This window comes from Pseudomonas flavescens, from assembly GCF_013408425.1.
GTDB classification, from domain to species: Bacteria; Pseudomonadota; Gammaproteobacteria; order Pseudomonadales; family Pseudomonadaceae; genus Aquipseudomonas; species Aquipseudomonas fulva_A.
Window position 1 is genome coordinate 960,762 of sequence record NZ_JACBYV010000001.1, and the last position, 20,637, is coordinate 981,398.

12 protein-coding genes are annotated in these 20,637 nt (G+C 65.3%); 9 read left to right on the forward strand and 3 right to left on the reverse strand.

Annotated elements, in window-relative coordinates; all coding sequences use genetic code 11:
• Positions 1-257: 257 nt before the first annotated feature.
• A complete protein-coding gene (locus tag FHR27_RS04145) occupies positions 258-707 on the reverse strand; it encodes a MarR family winged helix-turn-helix transcriptional regulator (RefSeq protein WP_042556714.1) in 450 nt (149 codons plus the stop codon).
• 188 nt (positions 708-895) lie between these two features.
• Positions 896-1,948 (reverse strand): 2,5-dihydroxypyridine 5,6-dioxygenase, encoded by a 1,053-nt coding sequence (locus FHR27_RS04150; RefSeq protein WP_042556713.1) that lies wholly within the window; start codon positions 1,946-1,948, stop codon positions 896-898.
• Positions 1,949-2,266: 318 nt separating this feature from the next.
• Here FHR27_RS04150 and FHR27_RS04155 point away from each other — a divergent pair, with 318 nt between their 5' ends.
• The 9 genes from FHR27_RS04155 to recD all read left to right on the forward strand — a co-directional run bounded on the left by FHR27_RS04155 (position 2,267) and on the right by recD (position 18,057).
• Positions 2,267-3,415, forward strand: a complete 1,149-nt coding sequence (locus tag FHR27_RS04155) for an FAD-dependent monooxygenase (protein WP_179537874.1) — start codon at positions 2,267-2,269, stop codon at positions 3,413-3,415.
• Positions 3,412-4,233 carry an alpha/beta fold hydrolase gene (locus FHR27_RS04160; protein ID WP_179537875.1) on the forward strand — a complete coding sequence of 274 codons (822 nt, stop codon included), beginning with the start codon at positions 3,412-3,414 and terminating at the stop codon, positions 4,231-4,233. Before FHR27_RS04155 ends, FHR27_RS04160 begins: the two co-directional genes overlap by 4 nt.
• Positions 4,230-4,982: a maleate cis-trans isomerase family protein gene (locus tag FHR27_RS04165; protein WP_042556710.1), complete on the forward strand. Its 753-nt coding sequence runs from the start codon at positions 4,230-4,232 to the stop codon at positions 4,980-4,982. The genes FHR27_RS04160 and FHR27_RS04165 overlap by 4 nt, the downstream gene beginning before the upstream one ends.
• 10 nt (positions 4,983-4,992) lie before the next feature.
• Positions 4,993-5,631: an N-carbamoylsarcosine amidohydrolase gene (locus tag FHR27_RS04170; RefSeq protein ID WP_042556709.1), complete on the forward strand. Its 639-nt coding sequence runs from the start codon at positions 4,993-4,995 to the stop codon at positions 5,629-5,631.
• 180 nt (positions 5,632-5,811) lie between these two features.
• Positions 5,812-7,128, forward strand: a complete 1,317-nt coding sequence (locus FHR27_RS04175; protein ID WP_042556708.1) for an MFS transporter — start codon at positions 5,812-5,814, stop codon at positions 7,126-7,128.
• 130 nt (positions 7,129-7,258) lie between these two features.
• On the forward strand, positions 7,259-8,524 hold the full coding sequence (locus tag FHR27_RS04180; RefSeq protein ID WP_373565113.1) for an OprD family porin: 1,266 nt from the start codon (positions 7,259-7,261) through the stop codon (positions 8,522-8,524).
• Positions 8,525-8,954: 430 nt separating this feature from the next.
• Positions 8,955-12,404, forward strand: coding sequence for an exodeoxyribonuclease V subunit gamma (gene recC, locus FHR27_RS04185; protein WP_179537876.1), 3,450 nt, complete (start codon positions 8,955-8,957; stop codon positions 12,402-12,404).
• On the forward strand, positions 12,401-16,036 hold the full coding sequence (gene recB / locus FHR27_RS04190) for an exodeoxyribonuclease V subunit beta (protein WP_179537877.1): 3,636 nt from the start codon (positions 12,401-12,403) through the stop codon (positions 16,034-16,036). The genes recC and recB overlap by 4 nt, the downstream gene beginning before the upstream one ends.
• Complete coding sequence (gene recD / locus FHR27_RS04195) at positions 16,033-18,057, forward strand: exodeoxyribonuclease V subunit alpha (protein WP_042556705.1); 2,025 nt, start codon at positions 16,033-16,035, stop codon at positions 18,055-18,057. Before recB ends, recD begins: the two co-directional genes overlap by 4 nt.
• Before the next feature lie 1,401 nt (positions 18,058-19,458).
• On the opposite strand, the gene FHR27_RS04200 is transcribed toward recD, so the two are convergent.
• On the reverse strand, positions 19,459-20,616 hold the full coding sequence (locus FHR27_RS04200) for a YeeE/YedE family protein (protein WP_257026810.1): 1,158 nt from the start codon (positions 20,614-20,616) through the stop codon (positions 19,459-19,461).
• Positions 20,617-20,637: the final 21 nt, after the last annotated feature.

Genomic DNA, 20,637 nt, shown 5'->3' on the forward strand with positions numbered 1-20,637 from the left:
GCTTTTGGGTACGCAAGGAATGGGCCAGGGCGAGGGGCTTGGGCAATTCAGGAGGAGGGGGCAGCTGTCTGCCCGTAGCTGTCGTGGCAGATTTGCAGGCAGTGGCTGCACGGTGGCGTAGCTGTGGCGAACCTGCTTCGCGAGCGTGCGCCATGCGTATTAATCGCGGGCGTGGCCCGCTCCCACGGGGGATTGCTGGGAGGCTACCTGCGCCTTGCTCGAGGCAGTTGTCGGCAGAGTCGTGGACGACCTGCGGCCTACTCGCCGCTGTCGTTCATCTTGCGCAGCAGGTAGAGAATGGCGATGCGCTCGCCGGGATTGAGGCTGCCCATGGTCAGCTCGCTGATTTCCTGGGCACAGGGAATCATCTCGGTCAGCAGTGCCTGGCCCGCGCTGGTCAGCTCGACGATGACCTTGCGACGGTCGTCGGGGTCGGGCGACAGGGCGACCAGGCTGCGCGCCTTCAGGCGTTCGACGATGCCGCGAATGGTGGCTTGGTCGACGGCCGTGGCCTTGATCAGCTCGGCCTGGGAGCTCGGGCCATGGTCACGCAGGGCGCACAGTGTGACGAACTGGATGGAGGTCAGCTGAGCGTCGCAGACGTTCTGCTGGAAGATCGCCGTATGGCGCTGATAGGCCTTACGCAGCAGGTGGCCGATCTGTTCGGTTACCTGGTAGGTGTTTTCTGGGCAGTTGTCGGTCGACATGGGGGCATTCGGTTCGAGGCGCAGGTGGCCGAGTATAGCGGTGCAGGGCGGTCGCGTGTCTGCCCGCAGTGTTTTCCGGCTGGCGCTGGAGCGTTGCGCGGCCGCCACGGGCGGCGGGCTGTACATGGCGACGAACAGCGCCGTAGCCCTTGTTGCCCGACGCCTGCGGCCGCGCCCGTGGTGCCGTGTCAGCCAGCCTTCGAGGCTTCGGGATAGACCACGTCGCCAGCCAGCACCACGGCCTGATCGTCCAGATAGATATCGCAGTTGCGCAGTGGAATATCCAGATGGCAGGGCGTCTTGCGTGTGCCGCCGACCTCGGTGTTCGGCCCGGTGGAGAACAGGAAGTTGCCGTAGAACGCACGCGCGTCCATGCACATGCCGTCGTTGCGGTCGTGCAGGCCCATGGCTGTCCACTGCGCGCGAGGTTGCAGCCCCCAGCCGATATGGGAGATGCCGTACACCTCCGGGTCTTTGAAGTACTTTAGGTAGTCGCGCAGGTACTCGGCTTCGAAACCGCCGTGGATGGCGGTGATGAAGCCCTTGTCGATTTCCAGGGTGATGCGCTCGCGGCAGTAGTTCTTGAACGGCAGCAGGATGTCGCCGACGTCCAGCACGAGGGTGCCTTGCGCGCTTTCCTCGTTCGGCCAGCTGAACAGGAAACCGCTGGGCCAGTGATCCCAGCGGCCTGGCTCGTCGGCGAAGCCGTACTCGGTAACCGCCGGGTACTGCCCCAGAGCGGCATGGAAGTCGCTGCCTGCAGCGGACTTCACGTGCAGGCTGCGCGCCTGCTTGAGCAGCGCCTCGCTCGCCAGGACGCGGCGTTTGTCGTCCTCGGTCGGCAGCATGCGCGCCAGTACTTCGGGTGGCTCCACGGCGAGCAGGATTCGGGTTCCGGTCTTCAGGATCTGCTCCTGCTCCGGAGAGTGCAGCAGCATCATGGTGTCGACGACCAGGTCGGCAGCTTCCAGTGCACGCTGTGCAGCGAGGTTGCCGGTCAATGCGGTGTCGCCGCAGTAGGCCGTCATGTCGTTGCCCATCGCCCTCGGGTGGTTGAACGACGGCAGTTCCACGGCGTACACCTTGGCGTTGAGTCGCTGCGCGGCATCCATGGCGGCGCGCACGGTTCTCGGGTTCGAGTAATGGCTCTTGAGAATGGCGACGCTCTGGGTCGCATCGACCCTGGACAGGGTCAGCACCTGTTCGAACATCTGGGTTAGTTCGCTATCGCTTACCGGCATGACGTGTCTCCTGAAAAGTCGTGAGGAGGGTGCACCGAGCTGGTGCCTTGCTGCTGTCTGATGGTGCGTTTTTATAGAGTGTGCGCTCTAATTTCTTAGATAAAACACCAGCCTGAAGATCTTGGCAAGGTTTCGCTTGCAGCGTTACCTATCTACACAATTGCTGGTTTGTGAGCTTTTTATTGATGATTGGTAGCAGTTTTCGCGGCGTACGGTTTTTTTGAGGAAGGCTCTTCACTTTTTAAAAATATAGTGCATACACTGTAATTGTTCGGTGGGGAAACCCGCTTCGTCGTATCCAAGAGAGGAGGTGCGCCCATGGGGGCTCAGCAAAGAATTGCCATCGTTGGTGCGGGGCTGGGGGGCGCCGCTGCCGCTACCCTGTTGCAACAGGCAGGGTTCGAGGTCACGGTCTACGAGCAATCGCCGGAGTTCTCCCGGCTGGGGGCCGGTATCCATGTCGGGCCGAACGTAATGAAGATCTTCCGGCGCATGGGGCTGGAGAAGCCGCTCGAGGACATGGGCTCGCACCCTGACTTCTGGCACAGCCGCGATGGCGAGTCGGGGGAGTATCTGGCACGCATTCCGCTGGGGGAGTTCGCCCGGCGCGAGTACGGGGCGTCCTACATCACCGTTCACCGTGGTGACATGCACGTGTTGCAGATGGACAGCATCGCGCCCGGCACGGTGCGGTTCGGCAAGAGGCTGGAGCGCATCGTCGATGAAGGCGACCAGGTACGCCTGAGCTTTACCGATGGCTCAGAGGCCACTGCCGATATCGTCATCGGTGCCGATGGCATTCATTCCAAGATTCGCGAGGAGCTGCTGGGCGCCGAATCGCCCATCTACAGCGGCTGGGTCGCGCACCGTGCGCTGATTCGCGGCGAAAGTCTGGTGCGGCACGCCGATCTGTTCGAGCCCTGCGTGAAATGGTGGACGGATGATCGTCATCTGATGGTCTATCACACCACCAGCAAGCGCGATGAGTACTACTTCGTCTCGGGCGTGCCGCATGAGGCCTGGGATTTCCAGGGCAACTACGTGGACAGCAGCCAGGAGGAAATGCTGGCCGCGTTCGAGGGCTACCACTCCACGGTGCAGAAGCTGATCCGCAGCACCGAAGACATCACCAAGTGGCCGTTGCGCAACCGCAACCCGCTGCCGCTTTGGAGTCGTGGGCGCCTGGTGCTGCTGGGGGATGCCTGCCACCCGATGAAGCCGCACATGGCCCAGGGCGCCGGGATGGCGATCGAGGATGCGGCGATGCTGACCCGCTGCCTGCAGGAAACCGGGTTGTCGGATTTCCGCACGGCTTTCGAGCTCTACGAGGCCAATCGCAAGGAGCGTGCGTCGCGCGTACAGGCCGTCTCCAACGCCAATACCTTCCTGCGTACGCAGGAGGATCCTGCCTGGGTCTACGGTTATGACGTCTATGCCCAGCCGCTGAAAAGCGGGGTGGCGGCATGAGCACCCTGATTGGTGGCGGCAACGTGCAGGCCAACGGCATTCGCCAGCACTACCTGCGCTACGGCGGCCAGGGGCCGGTACTGCTGCTGGTGCCCGGCATCACCAGCCCGGCGATCACCTGGGGGTTCGTCGGCGAGGTGCTGGGGCGTCAGTTCGATGCCTACATTCTCGACGTGCGTGGGCGCGGTCTGTCCTCCAGTGGTGCGGGGCTGGCCTATGACACCGATACCTGTGCCGCCGACATCATCGCCTTCGCCGCTGCCCTGGGGTTCGAGCGCTACAGCCTGCTCGGCCACTCGATGGGCGCGCGCTTCGCCATTCGCGCCGCGGCGCTGGGCGCCAAGGGGTTGGAGCGCCTGGTGCTGATCGATCCGCCTGTGTCCGGGCCGGGCCGCCGCGACTATCCGAGCAAGCTGCCCTGGTACGTCGACTCCATCCGTCAGGCCGAGCAGGGCATGGATGCCGAGGCGATGAAGGCGTTCTGCCCGACCTGGAGCCAGGAGCAATTGCAGCTGCGTGCCGAGTGGCTGCACACCTGTTACGAGCCGGCCATCGTGCAGGCTTTCGAGGAGTTCCATCAGGTCGATATCCATCAGTATCTGCCTGCCGTGAAACAGCCTGCGCTACTGATGGTGGCAGGGCGCGGCGGGGTCATCGAGCCGGTCGACGAAGCCGAGCTGCGCGCGCTGAAGAGCGATTTGCAGGTCGTTCGCGTCACGGACGCCGGGCACATGATCCCCTGGGACGATCTCGACGGTTTCTTCGCCGCCTTCGGCGACTTTCTCGGCCAGCCCATTCACCACGAGGTTCTGCCATGAACACGCTCTATCGCATCGGCCAGATCGTGCCGAGCTCCAACACCACCATGGAAACCGAGATCCCGGCGATGCTCACCGCGCGCCAGGCGATTCGCCCGGAGCGCTTCACCTTTCATTCGGCGCGCATGCGCATGAAACAGGTGAAGAAGGAGGAGCTGGCAGCCATGGATGCCGAGTCGGATCGTTGCGCGCTGGAGCTGTCCGACGCCAAGGTCGACGTGCTCGGCTATGCCTGCCTGGTGGCGATCATGGCCATGGGGCTTGGCTACCATCGCCAGTCCGAAAAACGTCTGCGCCAGGTGACCGCCGACAACGACGCCAATTCGCCGGTGATCACCAGCGCGGGTGCGCTGGTCGAGGCGCTCAAGGTCATGAAGGCCAAGCGCATCGCCATCGTCGCTCCCTACATGAAGCCGCTCACCGAGTTGGTGGTCGACTACATCCGTGAAGAGGGTTTCGAGGTGGTCGACTGGCGTGCCCTGGAAATCCCCGACAATCTGCAGGTCGCGCGCCATGACCCTGCCAACCTGCCGGATATCGTCGCGGGCATGAACCTGGAGGGTGTCGATGTGGTGGTGCTGTCTGCGTGCGTGCAAATGCAGTCGCTGCCGGCGGTGGCCAAGGTCGAGGCGCTGACCGGCAAACCGGTGGTCACGGCGGCCATCGCCACCACCTATTGCATGCTCAAGGCGCTGGATCTGGAACCAATCGTGCCTGGCGCCGGCGCGCTGCTGTCCGGCGCCTACTGAGGAGGTGGCCATGAGTGCGCAGAGTCTTAGCGACAACTATCAGGGCGTCTGGGGGCAGCGTATCGGCTTCGGTACGCGGCCGGCGCTGCTGATGATCGACTTCATGCAGGGCTACACCACGCCGGGCGCGCCGCTGTTTGCACCGGGTGTGGTCAGCGCGGTGGAGCAATCGGTGGCCTTGCTGGACGCGGCGCGCCGGCTGGGTATCACGCTGGTGCACAGCAACATCCGCTATCACGCCGCCGATTTCGCCGACGGCGGCATGTGGGTACGCAAGGCGCCGGTGATGAAGGACATGGTCGACGGCAACCCGCTGGCCGAGTTCTGCCCGCAGGTGGCGCCCCAGCCAGGCGAGCAGGTGCTCACCAAGCAATACGCCAGTGTGTTCTTCGGCACGAGTCTGGCTTCTCAGTTGCACGCCCGAGGTATCGACACGCTGTTGCTGGCCGGCTGCTCGACCAGTGGCTGCATTCGCGCCAGTGCGGTGGATGGTGTGCAGCACGGTTTCCGCACCATCGTCGTGCGTGACTGCGTGGGGGATCGGCACCAGGCGCCCCATGAGGCGAATCTGTTCGACATCGACAGTAAGTACGGCGATGTGGTCAGCCTCGAGGAGACGTTGGCGTACCTCGACCGACTGTCTGCGTGAACACTCAATAAGGAATCTGCGGTACGCCGCTCTTTCCACGGGTCGCCCTGATGCGGGTGGCCGCCGTGCCTCGGGTACGGCCCTGACGCTGCCTTGGAAGGTCATCGGTTGATGACGCTTGCGGGCGTCGACGACTGCTGGCTTCAACAAAAATCACAAGTCACCGCCAGGAGACACGCAATGCCTTACGTACCCACCACCAGCACCGCCGTGGGCAGTGCACCCGACAGTACCCGCGAGCTATACCGGAAAGTGACCTGGAGGCTGATCCCTTTCCTGTGTTTCTGTTACCTCGCCGCCTATCTGGATCGCATCAACGTCGGCTTCGCCAAACTGCAGATGCTCACCGATCTGCAATTCAGCGAGGCGGCCTACGGGCTTGGCGCCGGTCTGTTCTTCGTCGGTTACATCCTGTTCGAGGTGCCCAGCAATCTGGTGCTCGAGAGGGTCGGGGCCAAGGTCTGGATCGCGCGGATCATGATCACCTGGGGCCTGTTGTCGGCCTGCACCATGTTCGTCACCACCACCACCGAGTTCTACATCATCCGCTTTCTGCTGGGGGCTGCCGAGGCGGGCTTCCTGCCAGGCGTGCTGTATTACCTGACCACCTGGTACCCGACGTACCGACGCGGACGAATCATTGCCCTGTTCATGATCGGCCTGCCCCTTTCCAGTGTGATTGGTGGCCCGATTTCCGGCTGGATCATGAATCACTTCGACGAGGTGAACGGGCTGCGGGGCTGGCAGTGGCTGTTCCTGCTGGAGGCGATTCCCAGCGTGTTGCTCGGTATCCTGACCTTCTGGGCATTGCCCAATCACTTCAATCAGGCCAAGTGGCTCGATGCCGATGAAAAGGCGCAACTGGCCCGCGATCTGGCGGCCGATGACGCAGAAGGCAAAGGCAGCAAGCACAGCTTTCGTGACGGCTTCTTCAACCTCAAGGTGTGGATGCTCGGCGGCATCGACTTCTCGATCCTGCTCAGTGCCTACGCCATGGGCTTCTGGATGCCGACCTTCATCCGCAATACGGGGGTGACCGATACCTTCCATATCGGCTTGCTGACCTCCTTGCCGAGCCTCGCGGCGCTGGCGGGCATGCTGCTGATCGGCGCCAGTTCGGACCGTCACCGTGAGCGTCGCTGGCACATCATCGTGCCGTTCATCATCGGCGCCATCGCCATGGCCAGCAGCACTTTCTTCAGTGACAACCTGATCATGACCGTCACGCTGTTCGCCATCGCCTCGGCGGCCATCATCGGTGCCGTGCCGGTGTTCTTCAGCCTGCCGGCCACGTTCCTCAAGGGCACGGCGGCTGCCACTGGCTTCGCCCTGGCCTGCTCGGTGGCGAATATCGCCGGCCTGGTGAGCAACTCGCTGATGGGCCTGGTCACCGACCTGACCGGCACCAGCCACGCCGCGCTCTGGTTCTTCGCCGGTTGCCTGCTGCTCAGCTGCTTCCTGGTGATCGCGCTGCCCGCGAAACTGGTCAACCGCTAAGGCGAGCGCTCCTGGTGTTGCCGGAGCGTGCTGTCGCGCGTTCCGGATTTTAAACCCTTCCCATCTTTTTCATTCTCACGCCATTTTTTCCAAGGCGTGCGTTTGCGTTCGTCTTTTTGGAGTGTCGATCATGACTTGCATGCGTCGTGTTGTCGGGGGCTGTCTGGTCGCAGGGCTGGGTCTGTCCGCTCAGGCCGAGGAGGGCGGATTCATGGAGGACTCCCAAGCTGACCTGCAACTGCGCAATTATTTTTTCAGCCGCGATTATTCCGGGATCGTCGGTAGCAGCACGCAATCGAGAACCCAGGAGTGGGCCCAGGGGTTCATCTTCGATTTCCGTTCGGGGTACACCCGTGGCCCGGTTGGCTTTGGTGTGGATGTGCTGGGGCTCTATGGCATCAAGCTCGATAGCGGTCGCGGGCGTACCAGCAGTGGTCTGCTGCCGGTGCACGACGGTCGGGGAGCCCATGAATATGGGCGCATGGGTGCAGCCCTGAAGGTGAAGTTGTCGCGTACCGAACTCAAGGTCGGTGAATTGCGGCCCCATCTTCCCGTGCTGTTACACAGTGATCTGCGTTTGCTACCGCCGACCTATCAGGGGGCTGCGCTGGTATCCAACGAGATCGAGGGGCTGACGCTGCAGGCTGGGCAGATGCGTTCTACCAGCCTGCGCGACTCGACGGATCGCCAGGAGATGCACGGGCTGATCAACGACCCCGTCAACCCGGCACGTATCGCCCGCTTCACCAGTGACCGCTTCAACTACGCCGGTGCGGATTACAGTTTCAACGCCAAACGCACCAGCGTCGGCATCTGGCAGGCGCAATTGCAGGACATCTATCAGCAGCGGTTCTACAGTTTCAAGCATGCCGAGCCTCTTGGCGACTGGACGCTGGGGGTGAGCGCGGGGTACTTCGATAGCCGTGACGAAGGGCGCAGCATCGCCGGCAAGCTCGACAACCAGGCAGTCTTCGCGCTGTTCTCGGCCAGGCATGGTGGTCACACCGTCTATGTAGGGCATCAGCGGATCGACGGTGATGACGGCTTCATTCAGGTTGGCGCCAATACCAACCCGATGGGCAACACCTTGCCCACCTACGAATTCGCCGCGCCCGGTGAGCGCTCCTGGCAGGTGCGCCATGACTACGATTTCTCCGTGCTTGGCATCCCTGGCTTGACCAGTACCTTGCGTTACGTCACGGGTGACAATGTGCGTACCGGGCAGGGCTATGAAGGCGAGGACTGGGAGCGCGATCTGGATCTAGCGTATGTGGTGCAGAGTGGCCCGTTAGCGGGGCTGGGGCTGCGCTGGCGCAATGTTACGGCGCGCTCCAACTACCGCACCGACATCGACGAGAACCGGCTGATCGTCAGCTACACGCTTGGCCTGTTCTAGGTCACGGCAGGCGGGTAGCGGACGTTTCGGCGGTTGCCGCTGACCTGGCATTGGTTGCGAACAAAAGGGACTGTCGTACCGCTGAGTCAGCGCGTATTCCTGGCATGCCCGGGCCCCAGGCCATTGCTGCTCTCTTCGCTGACACCGCATGAAGCCCCGACCCTCTCCCCGGATGGTCGGGGCTTTGTGCTTGGGTTGTTCAGATTCGCTCTGCAATGCGGGCACCTCAGGCAGGATCAGCGTTTTCCCAATGGGCCGGTGATCACCCATGGGGCCACGCGAGAGTGCAGGCATGGATAGGGAATCCGCTGTGCGGCTGATATGGCCGCTGTGCCTTCGCCAGCCAATCAATTGCCTCTTTGCGTCACACTCTGGCGCCTCGCTCTGTCATCATTCACCGTCTGATTCTGCACACTCAGGAACCCCATCCATGTCGGCGCTGAACCCCGGTCTGATCGTGATCCATGGCAACCGCCTCGAGGAGCTGCGCGCCCTGGCGGTGGAGTGGATGCGTCGGTACCCGCTGCGCCCGCTGGAGAACGAGGTACTGCTGGTGCAGAGCAACGGTTTTGCCCAGTGGCTCAAGCTGGCCCTGGCCGAGCAGGAGGGCTGTGGTATCGCCGCGGCCACGGATGTGAGCCTGCCGGCACGCTTTCTCTGGCAGGCCTACCGCAGCGTGCTGGGCAGCGAGGCGATTCCCCAGCAGTCGCCGCTGGACAAGGCGCCGCTGACCTGGCGGTTGATGCGCCTGCTGCCGAGCCTGTTGAGCGAGCCCTGTTTCGCACCGCTGCGGCGCTTTCTGGCGGACGATGCCGACCTGCGCAAGCGCCACCAGTTGGCCGAGCGCCTGGCCGATCTGTTCGACCAGTACCAGGTGTACCGCGCCGACTGGCTGGCGGACTGGGCCGAAGGGCGCGATCAGTTGCGCACCGCCCGTGGCGGCGTGCACGAGATGGACGAAAGCGCGCTGTGGCAACCCCTGCTGTGGCGCACGTTGCTGGCCGATGTTGGCGATGAGCACCTGGCCCAGAGCCGGGCGGGCGTGCACCCGCGCTTCGTCGCCAGGCTGGCGGAGCTGGATGCGCCGCCCCGTGGCCTGCCACGCCGGGTCACGGTGTTCGGTATCTCTTCACTGCCGGCGCAGATGCTCGAGGCGCTGGCGGCCATGGCGCGCTTCAGCCAGGTGATGCTCTACGTGCAGAACCCGTCGCAGCACCACTGGGGCGATATCGTCGAAGACAAGGACCTGCTGCGCCACGAGTATCGCCGGCACAAGCGCAAGTCGGGCGGGCAGGCTGGGCAAGTCGGTCAACTGGGGCTGTTCGACGCCGTGGAGCTGCATCAGCACGGCCAGCCGCTGCTGGCCTCCTGGGGCAAGCAGGGGCGCGATTACATCAACCTGCTGGATCAGTACGACGAGCCGCAGCGCTACCGTGAGCATTTCGAGCGCATCGACCTGTTCAGCACGATGAACGAGGGCACGCTGCTCGGCCAGCTGCAGAACGACATTCTCGACCTGCGCCCGGTGGAAGAGAGCCGCACGCATTGGCCCGCTGTCGACCCCGAGCAGGATCGCTCTCTGCGCTTTCATGTCGCCCACAGCGCCCAGCGCGAGGTGGAGGTGTTGCACGATCATCTGCTGGCGGCGTTCAGCGCGGACCCGACGCTGCGCCCTCGGGACATCATCGTCATGGTGCCCGACGTGAACAGCTACGCGGCGCAGATTCGCGCGGTGTTCGGCCAGTTCGCCAGCGACGATCCGCGTTTCATTCCCTTCACCCTGGCGGACCAGGGGCTGCGCGGCAAGGAGCCCCTGGTGATCGCCCTGGAGCATCTGCTGCGCCTGCCCGACAGCCGCTTCAGCGTCAGCGAGATTCTCGACCTGCTGGACGTGGCCGCGGTGCGAGCCCGCTTCGCCATTCCCGAAGACCAGCTGTCGGTGCTACGCCGCTGGCTAGAGGGCGCTGGCGTGCGTTGGGGGCTGGATGCCGAGCAGCGCGAAGGCCTTGGCCTGGGGGCCGGGCTGGAGCAGAACAGCTGGCGCTTCGGCCTGCGGCGCATGCTGCTCGGCTACGCCGTGGGTGGTGCCGGTGCGCGTGCGGGCATCGAGCCCTTTGATGAGATCGGCGGCCTGGATGCCGCGCTGATCGGCCCGCTGACACGCCTGCTGGACGTGCTGGAAACGCATTGCGGCAGCCTTGCCGAGACGCTGCTGCCGGTGACCTGGGGCGAGCGTCTGCGAGCGCTGCTGGACGACTTCTTCCTGCCCCAGGACGAGCGCGACGAGGTACTGCGCAACCAGGCCCAGGATGCGCTGGAGAGCTGGCTGGAACTCTGCGAAGCGGCCACGCTGGAAGAGGCCCTGCCGCTGGCCGTGGTCCGTGAGGCCTGGCTGGGCGGGCTCGACCAGGGTGGCCTCAGCCAGCGCTTCCTGGCGGGCGCGGTGAACGTCTGCACGCTGATGCCGATGCGCGCCATCCCGTTTCGTCACCTGTGCCTGCTGGGCATGAACGATGGCGATTACCCGCGCAGCCAGGCGCCGCTGGACTTCGACCTGATGGGCGGCGACTACCGCCCCGGCGATCGCTCGCGCCGTGAGGACGATCGCTACCTGCTGCTCGAGGCGCTGCTGGCGGTGCGCGAGCGCCTGTACATCAGTTGGGTCGGGCGCAGCATTCGCGACAACACCGAGCGACCGCCTTCGGTGCTGGTCGGCCAGTTGCGCGACCACCTGGCCAGCGCCTGGCGCCTGGCGGGCAACGGCGATCTGCTCCACGCCCTGACCACCGAACACCCGCTGCAACCCTTCAGCCGCCGTTACTTTTCCGGCAGCGGGCCGCTGTTCAGCTATGTGCACGAATGGGCCGCATCGCACCGTGCACCGGTGGCCCAGCCGCTCGAGCAGCCACTGGGTGCCTACCTGGCGGATGCCGCGCTCAATCTGGAAAAACTGCAGCGCTTTCTGCGCGACCCGGTGAAGCACTTCTTCACCGTGCGCCTCAAGGTGCACCTGGACGAAACCGAGCAGGCCGAGCTGGATAGCGAGCCCTTCGCCCTGGATGGCTTGCAGCGTCACCAGATCCAGCAGGCGCTGCTGCAGGCTGCAGCCCTGGCGCTGCAAGAGAACCAGGGTGTCGACGCGGCGCTGACGCGGGCCGCGCGGCGCATTCAGCGCAGCGGTCTGCTGCCGGTGGCGGGCTTCGGTGATCGTCTGCGCGCGCAACTGCTCGAGCCGATGCCGGAGCAACTGCGTGGTTACGAAGCCCTGCTGGCGTGCTGGCCCGAGCCTCTGCCGTCGCCGATTCGCCTGAGCTTCGCCCATGCCGGCCTGGAACTCGAAGACTGGCTCGGCGAACTGCGCACTGCCGGCGATGCCCTGGCGCGCCTGGAGCTGCAAGCGGGTGGCCTGAAGCGCAAGGATCGCTCGCTGAAGTGGCACCGCCTGCTCAGACCCTGGGTCAGCCATGTGGTGGCCGCGGCCTGCGGGCACCCACTCACCACCCTGCTGGTCGCCGAAGACGTGCGCCTGGCCTTCGAGCCGCTGGCTCGGGCCGAGGGCGAGCGCATCCTGCGCCAGTGGCTGGAAGCCTATGCCGAGGGCATGCAGGCACCGCTGCCGGTGGCGATCAGAACGGTAGCGGCCTGGTTCGCCCTGCTCGACAAGGACGAGGATGAGGACAAGGCGATAGACGCCGCGCGCAAGGTCTACGAAGGCGGCCACCTGGTCACGGGTGAAGTGCAGCAGAGCGCCAGTCTGGCTCGCCAGTACCCGGGCTTCGATGCCCTGCTGCAAAACGGTCAGTTCGCCCACTGGGGGGCCGTGCTCTACAAATCATTGCTCGATGCAGACATTGCCGAACTCAAGGACCACCAGCCATGAGCCAGTCAACACGTCCCCTGGCGCTGCGTTTTCCGCTGCACGGCAGCCGCCTGATCGAGGCCAGCGCCGGTACCGGCAAGACCTACACCATCTCGGCGCTGTACCTGCGCCTGATCCTCCAGCATGGCGGTGAAGCCGCCTTTCGCGAGCCACTGCTGCCGCCGCAGATTCTCGTGGTGACCTTCACCGACGCCGCCACCCGTGAATTGCGTGACCGCATCCGGGCGCGCCTGGTAGAGGCGGCCACGGTGTTTCGCGGTGATGCCGAGGGTGACGCCTTGCTGGCGACCCTGAAGGCCGACTTCGCCTGCGCCGAATGGCCGGAGTGCGCCCGGCGCCTGGAGCTGGCTGCGCAATGGATGGACGAGGCGGCGGTGTCGACCATTCACGGCTGGTGCCAGCGCATGCTGCGTGAACACGCCTTCGACAGCGGCAGCCTGTTCAGCCAGACCCTGGAAACCGACCACAGCGAGCTGCTCGCCGAGGTGGTGCGCGACTATTGGCGCCAGCACTGCTACCCGCTGCAGGGCCTGGCCCTCGAATGGGTGGCGGAGAACTGGGGCGCGCCGGACGAGCTGGGCATGCGCATTCGCCCGCTGCTCGGCGAGGACGACGATGGCGCCGCCCTGGCGCTGGGCGATCTGCTGGATGGAACCTTGCAGGCGCGTCAGCGCGCGCTGATCGCCCTCAAACAACCCTGGGCAGCCTGGGTCGACGAGTTGCAGGGCCTGCTCGACCAGGCGGCGGCCGGAAAGCAGGTCGATGCCAGAAAGCTGCAGGCGCGTTTCTACGTGCCCTGGTTCGACAAGCTGCGCGCCTGGGCCCTGGGCGATGATGAAGTACTGGATATCGGCACCGGCTTCACGCGGCTGACCCCGCACGGCCTGGCCGAGGCCTGGAAGGTGGGGGCGCCGCCTGCGCATCCGGCACTGGATGCCATGGCCACGCTCAAGGCGCAGCTCGATGGGCTGCCCGCACCGGGCGATGCCGCGCTGCGCCACGCCGCCGCCTGGATCCGTCAGCGCTTCGACCGCGAGAAACGCCAGCGCGCCGAGATGGGTTTCGACGACATGCTCACCCGCCTGGACGACGCCCTGCAGAGCGACAGCGGCCCGCGCCTGGCCGAGGTGATACGTCAGCAGTTCCCGGTGGCACTGATCGACGAATTTCAGGACACCGACCCGCTGCAATACCGCATCTTCGACACCCTCTATCAGGTGGAGGCGAATCGCGACGATTGCGGCCTGTTCATGATCGGCGACCCCAAGCAGGCCATCTATTCCTTCCGCGGCGCGGACATCCACACCTACCTGCGTGCACGCCGTGCCACCGCCGGGCGACACTACAACCTGGACACCAACTTCCGCTCCAGCGAGCACATGGTCGAAGCGGTCAACGGGCTGTTCCAGCTGGCCGAGTCACGCGAGGACGGGCAGGGTGCCTTTCTGCTGCGTGACGACCTGCCGTTCATTGCGGTCGGCGCTCAGGGGCGCAAGGAAGTCTGGACGGTCGAGAGCGAGGCGCAGCCGGCGCTCAACCTCTGGCAACTGCCCAGCGACGAGGCGGTCGCCAAGGGACGTTATCTGGACGCCCTGGCCGGTAGCGCCGCGGCAGAAATCGTCCGCTTGCTGGTGCTTGGCCAGCAGCAACGTGCTGGTTTCATCAAAGGCGAAACGCTGACGGCCCTGCGGCCCAGCGACATCGCCGTGCTGGTGCGCGATTTCAAGGAAGCCCAGGCGATTCGTGGCGAGCTGGCCATGCGTGGCGTACGCAGCGTGTACCTGTCGGACAAGGATTCGGTGTTCGACACCGTGGAAGCCCATGACCTGTTGCTGTGGCTGCGCGCCTGCGCCGAGCCCGATCAGGATCGCCCGCTGCGCGCGGCACTGGCCAGTTCGACCCTGGGCCTGAGCCTCACCGAGCTGGAACAGCTGAACCTCGACGAGCGCTTCTGGGAGGCGCGGGTCATGCAATTCCGTGGTTATCGCCAGCGCTGGCAGCGCCAGGGCGTGCTGCCGATGTTGCGCCAGTTGCTACAGGATTTCGGCCTGCCACAGCGACTGATGAGCCGTCCTGACGGCGAACGGGTGCTGACCAATCTGCTGCACCTGGCCGAGTTGCTGCAGCTGGCCGCCGCCGAACTGGACGGCGAACTGGCGCTGATCCGTCATCTTGGCGAGTCCCTGGCCGGGCGCGGTCAGGCTGCCGAGGAGCAGGTGCTGCGCCTGGAAAGCGACGATGCGCTGGTGCGCGTGGTGACCATCCACAAATCCAAGGGCCTGGAATACCCGCTGGTGTTCCTGCCCTTCATCTGTTCCTTCCGCCCGCTGGACGACAAGAAACCGGTGCAGGTCCACGACGGCGAGCGCCGCCGCCTGCTGCTCAAACCCGACGAGGCCAGCCTGGCTCAGGCCGAGCAGGAGCGTCTGGGCGAGGACCTGCGCCTGCTCTACGTGGCATTGACCCGCGCCCAGCACGCCTGCTGGCTGGGTATCGCTGACCTGAAGATCGGTACCGCCAAGACCTCGCGGCTGCACCAGTGCGCGCTCGGTTATCTGCTCGGCGGCGGGCAGCCCCTGGCGCAGAGCGCGCAACTGAGCGACTGGCTGAGCCCGCTGGCCGATCCACCCCGTTGCGTGGTGCTGCCCGCACCGGTTGCCAGTGAGCAGCAGTACCGTGCGCAGGATGCCAACGCGTTCGAGCCGCAGTGGCGCACGCCATCACGGCGTGCTGCCGAGCATTGGTGGATCGCCTCCTACAGTGCCTTGCGCATGCAGGAGGGCGAGGCCAGTACGCTCGATCGCCACGACGACGTTTCACCGGACAGCTCGGCCGTGCAGATCGCCAGTGACGACGAGCGCCCGGCACTGGCGCTGGAGCAGATTCCGGTCTCCGCCCAGGGGCTGCACCGTTTTCCACGCGGGCCGAACCCTGGCACCTTCCTCCATGGCCTGCTGGAAATCGCTGCGGCGCAAGGCTTCGCGGAGATGGCGGCAGCGCCGGACGTGCTGCGCGAACACCTGGCGCGGCGTTGTCAGCGACGCGGCCTGGCAAGCTGGATCGAGCCGCTGTGGCTGTGGCTGCAGGGCCTGCTGGTGCAGCCCATGGCGCTGGGTAATGGCCAGTCAGTGAGCCTGGCGACCCTGGGCGAGTACCAGGCGGAGCTGGAGTTCTGGTTCGAGGCCCGGCGGGTCGACGTGCTGCGTCTGGATGCGCTGGTACAACGCGCTGAAATGCCCGGCGTGGCGCGCCCGCAACTGAGCCCGGATACCTTGAATGGCATGTTCAAGGGGTTTATCGACCTGGTGTTCGAGCATGAGGGCCGCTACTACGTGGTCGACTACAAGTCCAACTGGCTGGGCGCCGACGAGCAGGCCTATACCGCTGAGGCCATGAGCGCTGCCGTGGCCAGCCATCGCTACGATCTGCAGTACGTGCTGTACGTGCTGGCGCTGCATCGCCACTTGCGGCTGCGCCTGGCCGATTACGACTACGATCGGCACATGGGCGGGGCGCTGTACCTGTTCCTCCGTGCGCCGGGGGCCGGGCAATATTTGGCGCGGCCGGAGCGGGCGCTGATCGAAAAACTGGACGCGCTGTTTCTCGGCGAGCCCGTGGAGGTACTGGCATGACGCCGATGCTCGACAACCGTGACGGTCTGTTCGCCCTGCTGGCCGCCTGGAGCGAGCGCGGCTGGCTGCGCGAGCTGGATCGTACCCTGGCGCATTTCTTCGCCGAGCTCGACCCCGAGGCATCGCCCTTGCTGCTGCTGGCAGCGGCGCTGGCCAGCCATCAACTGGGCCAGGGGCATGTGTGCCTCGACCTGCAGACCACCCTGGCCGATCCGGATTCGGCGCTGTCGCTGCCGCCGGAAGGCGAGGACGCCGAGGGCGTCAGCCTGCTGCCTTCCGAGGTGCTGGCCGGTCTGAGCGCAGATGCCTGGCTGGCGGCCTGCGCGAACAGCGCGCTGCTGCACGATGCCGAGGATGAGGTCGCGCCGCTGGTGCTACGCGGCACCTGCCTGTATCTGCGCCGCTACTGGGATTACGAGCGCAGCGTCGCTGCTGATATCGGCGAGCGCTTGCAGGCCCCGTCAGATGCGCCGGCCGATCTCGCTCAGCGCCTGGCGGTGCTGTTTCCCGAGCCCCTGGAGCTGGGCGGTCAGCGCCTCACCGACTGGCAGAAACTGGCCTGCGCCCTGGCGGCACGGGGGCGCTTCACGCTGATCACCGGCGGCCCCGGCACGGGCAAGACCACCACAGTGGTACGCCTGCTGGCGCTGCTGCAGGCGGCCGCGCTGGATCAGGGCGCGCCGTTGCGCCTGAGCCTGGCGGCGCCTACCGGCAAGGCGGCGGCGCGGCTGACCGAGTCCATCGGTGCGCAAGTGGCGACGCTGCCCGTCAGCGAAACGGTGCGCGAGCAGATCCCCAAGACGGTCACCACCCTGCACCGTCTGTTGGGCAGTCGGCCGGACAGTCGGCACTTCCGTCATCACGCCGCCAATCCGCTGCCGCTGGATGTGCTGGTGGTCGACGAAGCCTCGATGATCGACCTGGAAATGATGGCCAATCTGCTCGATGCGCTGCCGACCCATGCGCGGCTGATCCTGCTCGGCGACAAGGACCAGCTGGCGTCGGTGGAGGCGGGCGCGGTGCTCGGCGATTTGTGCCGTGATGCCGAGCTGGGCGGTTACAGTCACGCCACCGGCGAGTGGCTGGCGCGGCAGACTGGCGAGCGGATTGACGACGCACAGTTGCAGGTGGGAGAGCGGGCGCTGTCGCAGCACATCGTCATGCTCCGTCACTCCCGGCGCTTCGCCGGGGGCTCCGGTATCGGGCGTCTGGCTTTGGCGGTGAATCGCGGTGCGGCCATGGAGGCTCGCGAGGTGCTGGCTGCCGGTGGCGCGGATCTGCACCAGTTGCGTCTGACGGGCGAGCAGGATCGCGCCTTCGAACGCTTGCTGCTCGATGGTTTGCCAGGCGGTGAGCAACGCCCGGTGGGCTATGCCGACTACCTGAGCATTCTCCGTGAGCAGCGCCCCGGGCTGTCCGACGGTGAGGAGCGCTGGGATGCCTGGGCCGCCAGAGTGCTGGCGGCGTTCGATCGTTTTCAACTGCTGTGTGCGGTGCGCAAGGGCCCCTGGGGCGTCGAGGCGCTCAACGGGCGCATCGCCCACGCGCTGCTGCAGCGTGGGCTGATCGAACAGGAGCACGGCTGGTACGAAGGCCGGCCGGTGCTGGTCACGCGCAACGACTACGGGTTGGGGCTGATGAATGGCGATATCGGCATCGCCTTGCGATTGCCCGAGCCGGCGCTGGAGGAGGGCGGCCCGTTGCGCTCGGCCTTGCGCGTGGTGTTCCCGCGCAACGACGGCTCGGGCGGCCTGCGCTCGATCCTGCCCAGTCGCCTCGGCGCCGTGGAAACCGTGTTCGCCATGACCGTGCACAAATCCCAGGGCTCGGAGTTCGCCCATTGCGCCCTGGTGCTGCCGGATAACCTCAACCCGGTGCTGACCAAGGAGCTGGTCTATACCGGCATCACCCGCGCCCGGGATTGCTTCAGCCTCATCGAAAGCCGCGCCGGCGTATTCGAAACCGCCATCGGGCGCCGCGTCGAGCGCCGCAGCGGGTTATGGGAGCGGTTGAGTACATAACCCACCAACAGCGAGTAGGGTGGGGCTTCAGCCCACCACCGACAACGCCCACAGCCCAAGCTCCGAGCCGCATGCTTTGAGCCACCAGCCACCATCGGTGTTGAACGGCTTTGGTGGGCTAAAGCACCACCCTACGGTTCATGCCCCTTGGAAGTAGGGTGGGCTTCAGCCCACCACCAACAACACCCACAGCCCAAAGCTCCGAGCCGCATGCTCTGAATAGCCAGCCACCATCGGTGTTGGACGGCTTTGGTGGGCTAAAGCACCACCCTACGGTTCATGCTCCTTGGAAGTAGGGTGGGCTTCAGCCCACCACCGACAACGCGCACAGCCCGAAGCTCCGAGCCGCATGCTTTGAGCCACCAGCCACCATCGGTGTTGAACGGCTTTGGTGGGCTAAAGCGCCACCCTACGGTTCATGCCCCTTGGAAGTAGGGTGGGCTTCAGCCCGTAGGGTGGATCGGGGCGCGTGGCCGGCGCTCTTTTCATCCACCATTGCGATCCCCGCTCGGAGCGCAGTTCAAGGGCGTATCGATGTCGCCAGCCACCATCGGTATTGAATGGCCTGGTGGGTCGATAGAGCGTGACCCACCCCACAGGATTTCACGATTGCGGTTTTGTCGTTAGCCAATCACCTTGCGCAGGCGCAGCGGAGTAGGGTGGGCTTCAGCCCACCACCGACAGCGCGCACAGCCCGAAGCTCCGAGCCGCATGCTTTGAGCCACCAGCCACCATCGGGTTGATGGCTTTGGTGGGCTAAAGCACCACCCTACGGTTCATGCCCCTTGGAAGTAGGGTGGGCTTCAGCCCACCACCGACAACGCCCACAGCCCGAAGCTCCGAATCGCATGCTCTGAGCCACCAGCCACCGTCGGTGTTGAATGGCTTTGGTGGGCTAAAGCGCCACCCTACGGTTCATGCCCCTTGGAAGTAGGGTGGGCTTCAGCCCACCACCGACAACACCCACAGCCCAAAGCCCCGAACCGCATGCTTTAAACAGCCAGCCACCATCGGGTTGAATGGCTTTGGTGGGCTAAAGCACCACCCTACGGTTCATGCCCCTTGGAAGTAGGGTGGGCTTCAGCCCACCACCGACAACGCCCACAGCCCAAAGCCCCGAACCGCATGCTTTAAACAGCCAGCCACCGTCGGTGTTGAACGGTTTTGGTGGGCTAAAGCGCCACCCTACGGTTCATGCCCCTGGGAAGTAGGGTGGGCTTCAGCCCGTAGGGTGGATCGGGGCGCGTAGCCGACGCTCTTTTCATCCACCATTGCGATCACCGTTCGGAGCGCAGTTCAAAGGCGTATCGATGTTCGCCAGCCACCATCGGTATTGAATGGCCTGGTGGGTCGATAGAGCGTGACCCACCCTACAGGATTTCACGATTGCGGTTTTTGTCGTTAGCCAATCACCCTGCGCAGGCGCAGCCCGGCGATCAGGCCGATGAAGCAGAACACGGCGAACAGCCAGCCGGAGGCGGCGCCGGCCATGATGCCGGAGAGCAGGGTGCCGACGGTGCAGCCGAGTGCGAGCATGCCGCCCAGACCGAGCAGTATGCCCCCGACCACGTTGCGCAGCGCTTCCCGGGCGCCTGGCCAGCGCGGTGCGCAATCGCCGGCGAGCAGGGCGCTGGCCCAGGCGGCGAGGACCAGACCGAGAATGAACAGGCCATTGTTCGACAGCAGGGTTTCTTTCACCACCGTGGCGCAGCCGGAAAAACCGTCCAGGCCTTCCAGGCGTTCGGGCAGCCAGCCCAGGCCATTGGCGGCGGTGCGTGCCAGGCTGCCGAGCTCGGCGGTGACGCCCAGCGGGCCGACGCGCAGGTAGGCCGCCAGCGCCAGTGTGCCGATGAGGATGCCGCCAACCCAGGTTGGCCAGCGTGCGCCGAACAGCAGCTCACGCAGGCCATCGTGCGCTTGCCGGGGTTCCTGATCCTTGCGGTAGCGCAGCAGCAGATGCGCCAGGCCGCCAAGCAGCGCCAGTTGCAGCAGCAACGAGCCGCCATAACCGAGTTGAGCCGGCAGCCAGATCACCGGTGCCCCCTGAATGCTCGCCAGGTACAGGGTGTTCCAGCTCAGAAAGCCTAAAAAGAACCCCACCAGTGCACCGAGCAGAGCCAGCACCGAGGCCAGGGCGCCTTCGCCCAAACGGTACAGGTGGGCGCTGATGCACGACCCGGAAATTGCCATGCCGAGGCCGAACAGAGTGGCGCCCAGCGCCAGTACCCAGCTCAGCGGGCCGATGTGGGCATCCGGCGGCAAGCGGCCACTGGCAGGGTCCGGCAGGAAAGCGCCGAAGGCCGCGTGATAGCCCAGGGTGCCGACCGCCAGGGCGGCGAGAATGCCGAGCAGCCCGCGCGGGTCGCGGCGTTCGATGAAATCGCGGCTGACGCAGAAGAAGCAGAAGCGCGAACGCTGCAGCAGTACGCCGAACAGGCCACCTGCTAGCAGGGAAAAGCTCAGCGCCCGCCCTTCGTTGCTCGGCGTGGCCAGCAACCAGGCGGCTATGCCCAGGGCGAACAGAATCAGGGTGGCGCTGCTGGTGCGCAAGATGGGCATGGAAGGTCGCTCCATTGACGG

What these genes read in the sequence shown, in the direction of transcription:
- FHR27_RS04145 (WP_042556714.1), bottom strand. Translation starts at nt 707, where the DNA reads ATGTCGACCGACAACTGCCCAGAAAACACCTACCAGGTAACCGAACAG.
- FHR27_RS04150 (WP_042556713.1), bottom strand. Translation starts at nt 1,948, where the DNA reads ATGCCGGTAAGCGATAGCGAACTAACCCAGATGTTCGAACAGGTGCTG.
- FHR27_RS04155 (WP_179537874.1), top strand. Translation starts at nt 2,267, where the DNA reads ATGGGGGCTCAGCAAAGAATTGCCATCGTTGGTGCGGGGCTGGGGGGC.
- FHR27_RS04160 (WP_179537875.1), top strand. Translation starts at nt 3,412, where the DNA reads ATGAGCACCCTGATTGGTGGCGGCAACGTGCAGGCCAACGGCATTCGC.
- FHR27_RS04165 (WP_042556710.1), top strand. Translation starts at nt 4,230, where the DNA reads ATGAACACGCTCTATCGCATCGGCCAGATCGTGCCGAGCTCCAACACC.
- FHR27_RS04170 (WP_042556709.1), top strand. Translation starts at nt 4,993, where the DNA reads ATGAGTGCGCAGAGTCTTAGCGACAACTATCAGGGCGTCTGGGGGCAG.
- FHR27_RS04175 (WP_042556708.1), top strand. Translation starts at nt 5,812, where the DNA reads ATGCCTTACGTACCCACCACCAGCACCGCCGTGGGCAGTGCACCCGAC.
- FHR27_RS04180 (WP_373565113.1), top strand. Translation starts at nt 7,259, where the DNA reads ATGACTTGCATGCGTCGTGTTGTCGGGGGCTGTCTGGTCGCAGGGCTG.
- recC (WP_179537876.1), top strand. Translation starts at nt 8,955, where the DNA reads ATGTCGGCGCTGAACCCCGGTCTGATCGTGATCCATGGCAACCGCCTC.
- recB (WP_179537877.1), top strand. Translation starts at nt 12,401, where the DNA reads ATGAGCCAGTCAACACGTCCCCTGGCGCTGCGTTTTCCGCTGCACGGC.
- recD (WP_042556705.1), top strand. Translation starts at nt 16,033, where the DNA reads ATGACGCCGATGCTCGACAACCGTGACGGTCTGTTCGCCCTGCTGGCC.
- FHR27_RS04200 (WP_257026810.1), bottom strand. Translation starts at nt 20,616, where the DNA reads ATGCCCATCTTGCGCACCAGCAGCGCCACCCTGATTCTGTTCGCCCTG.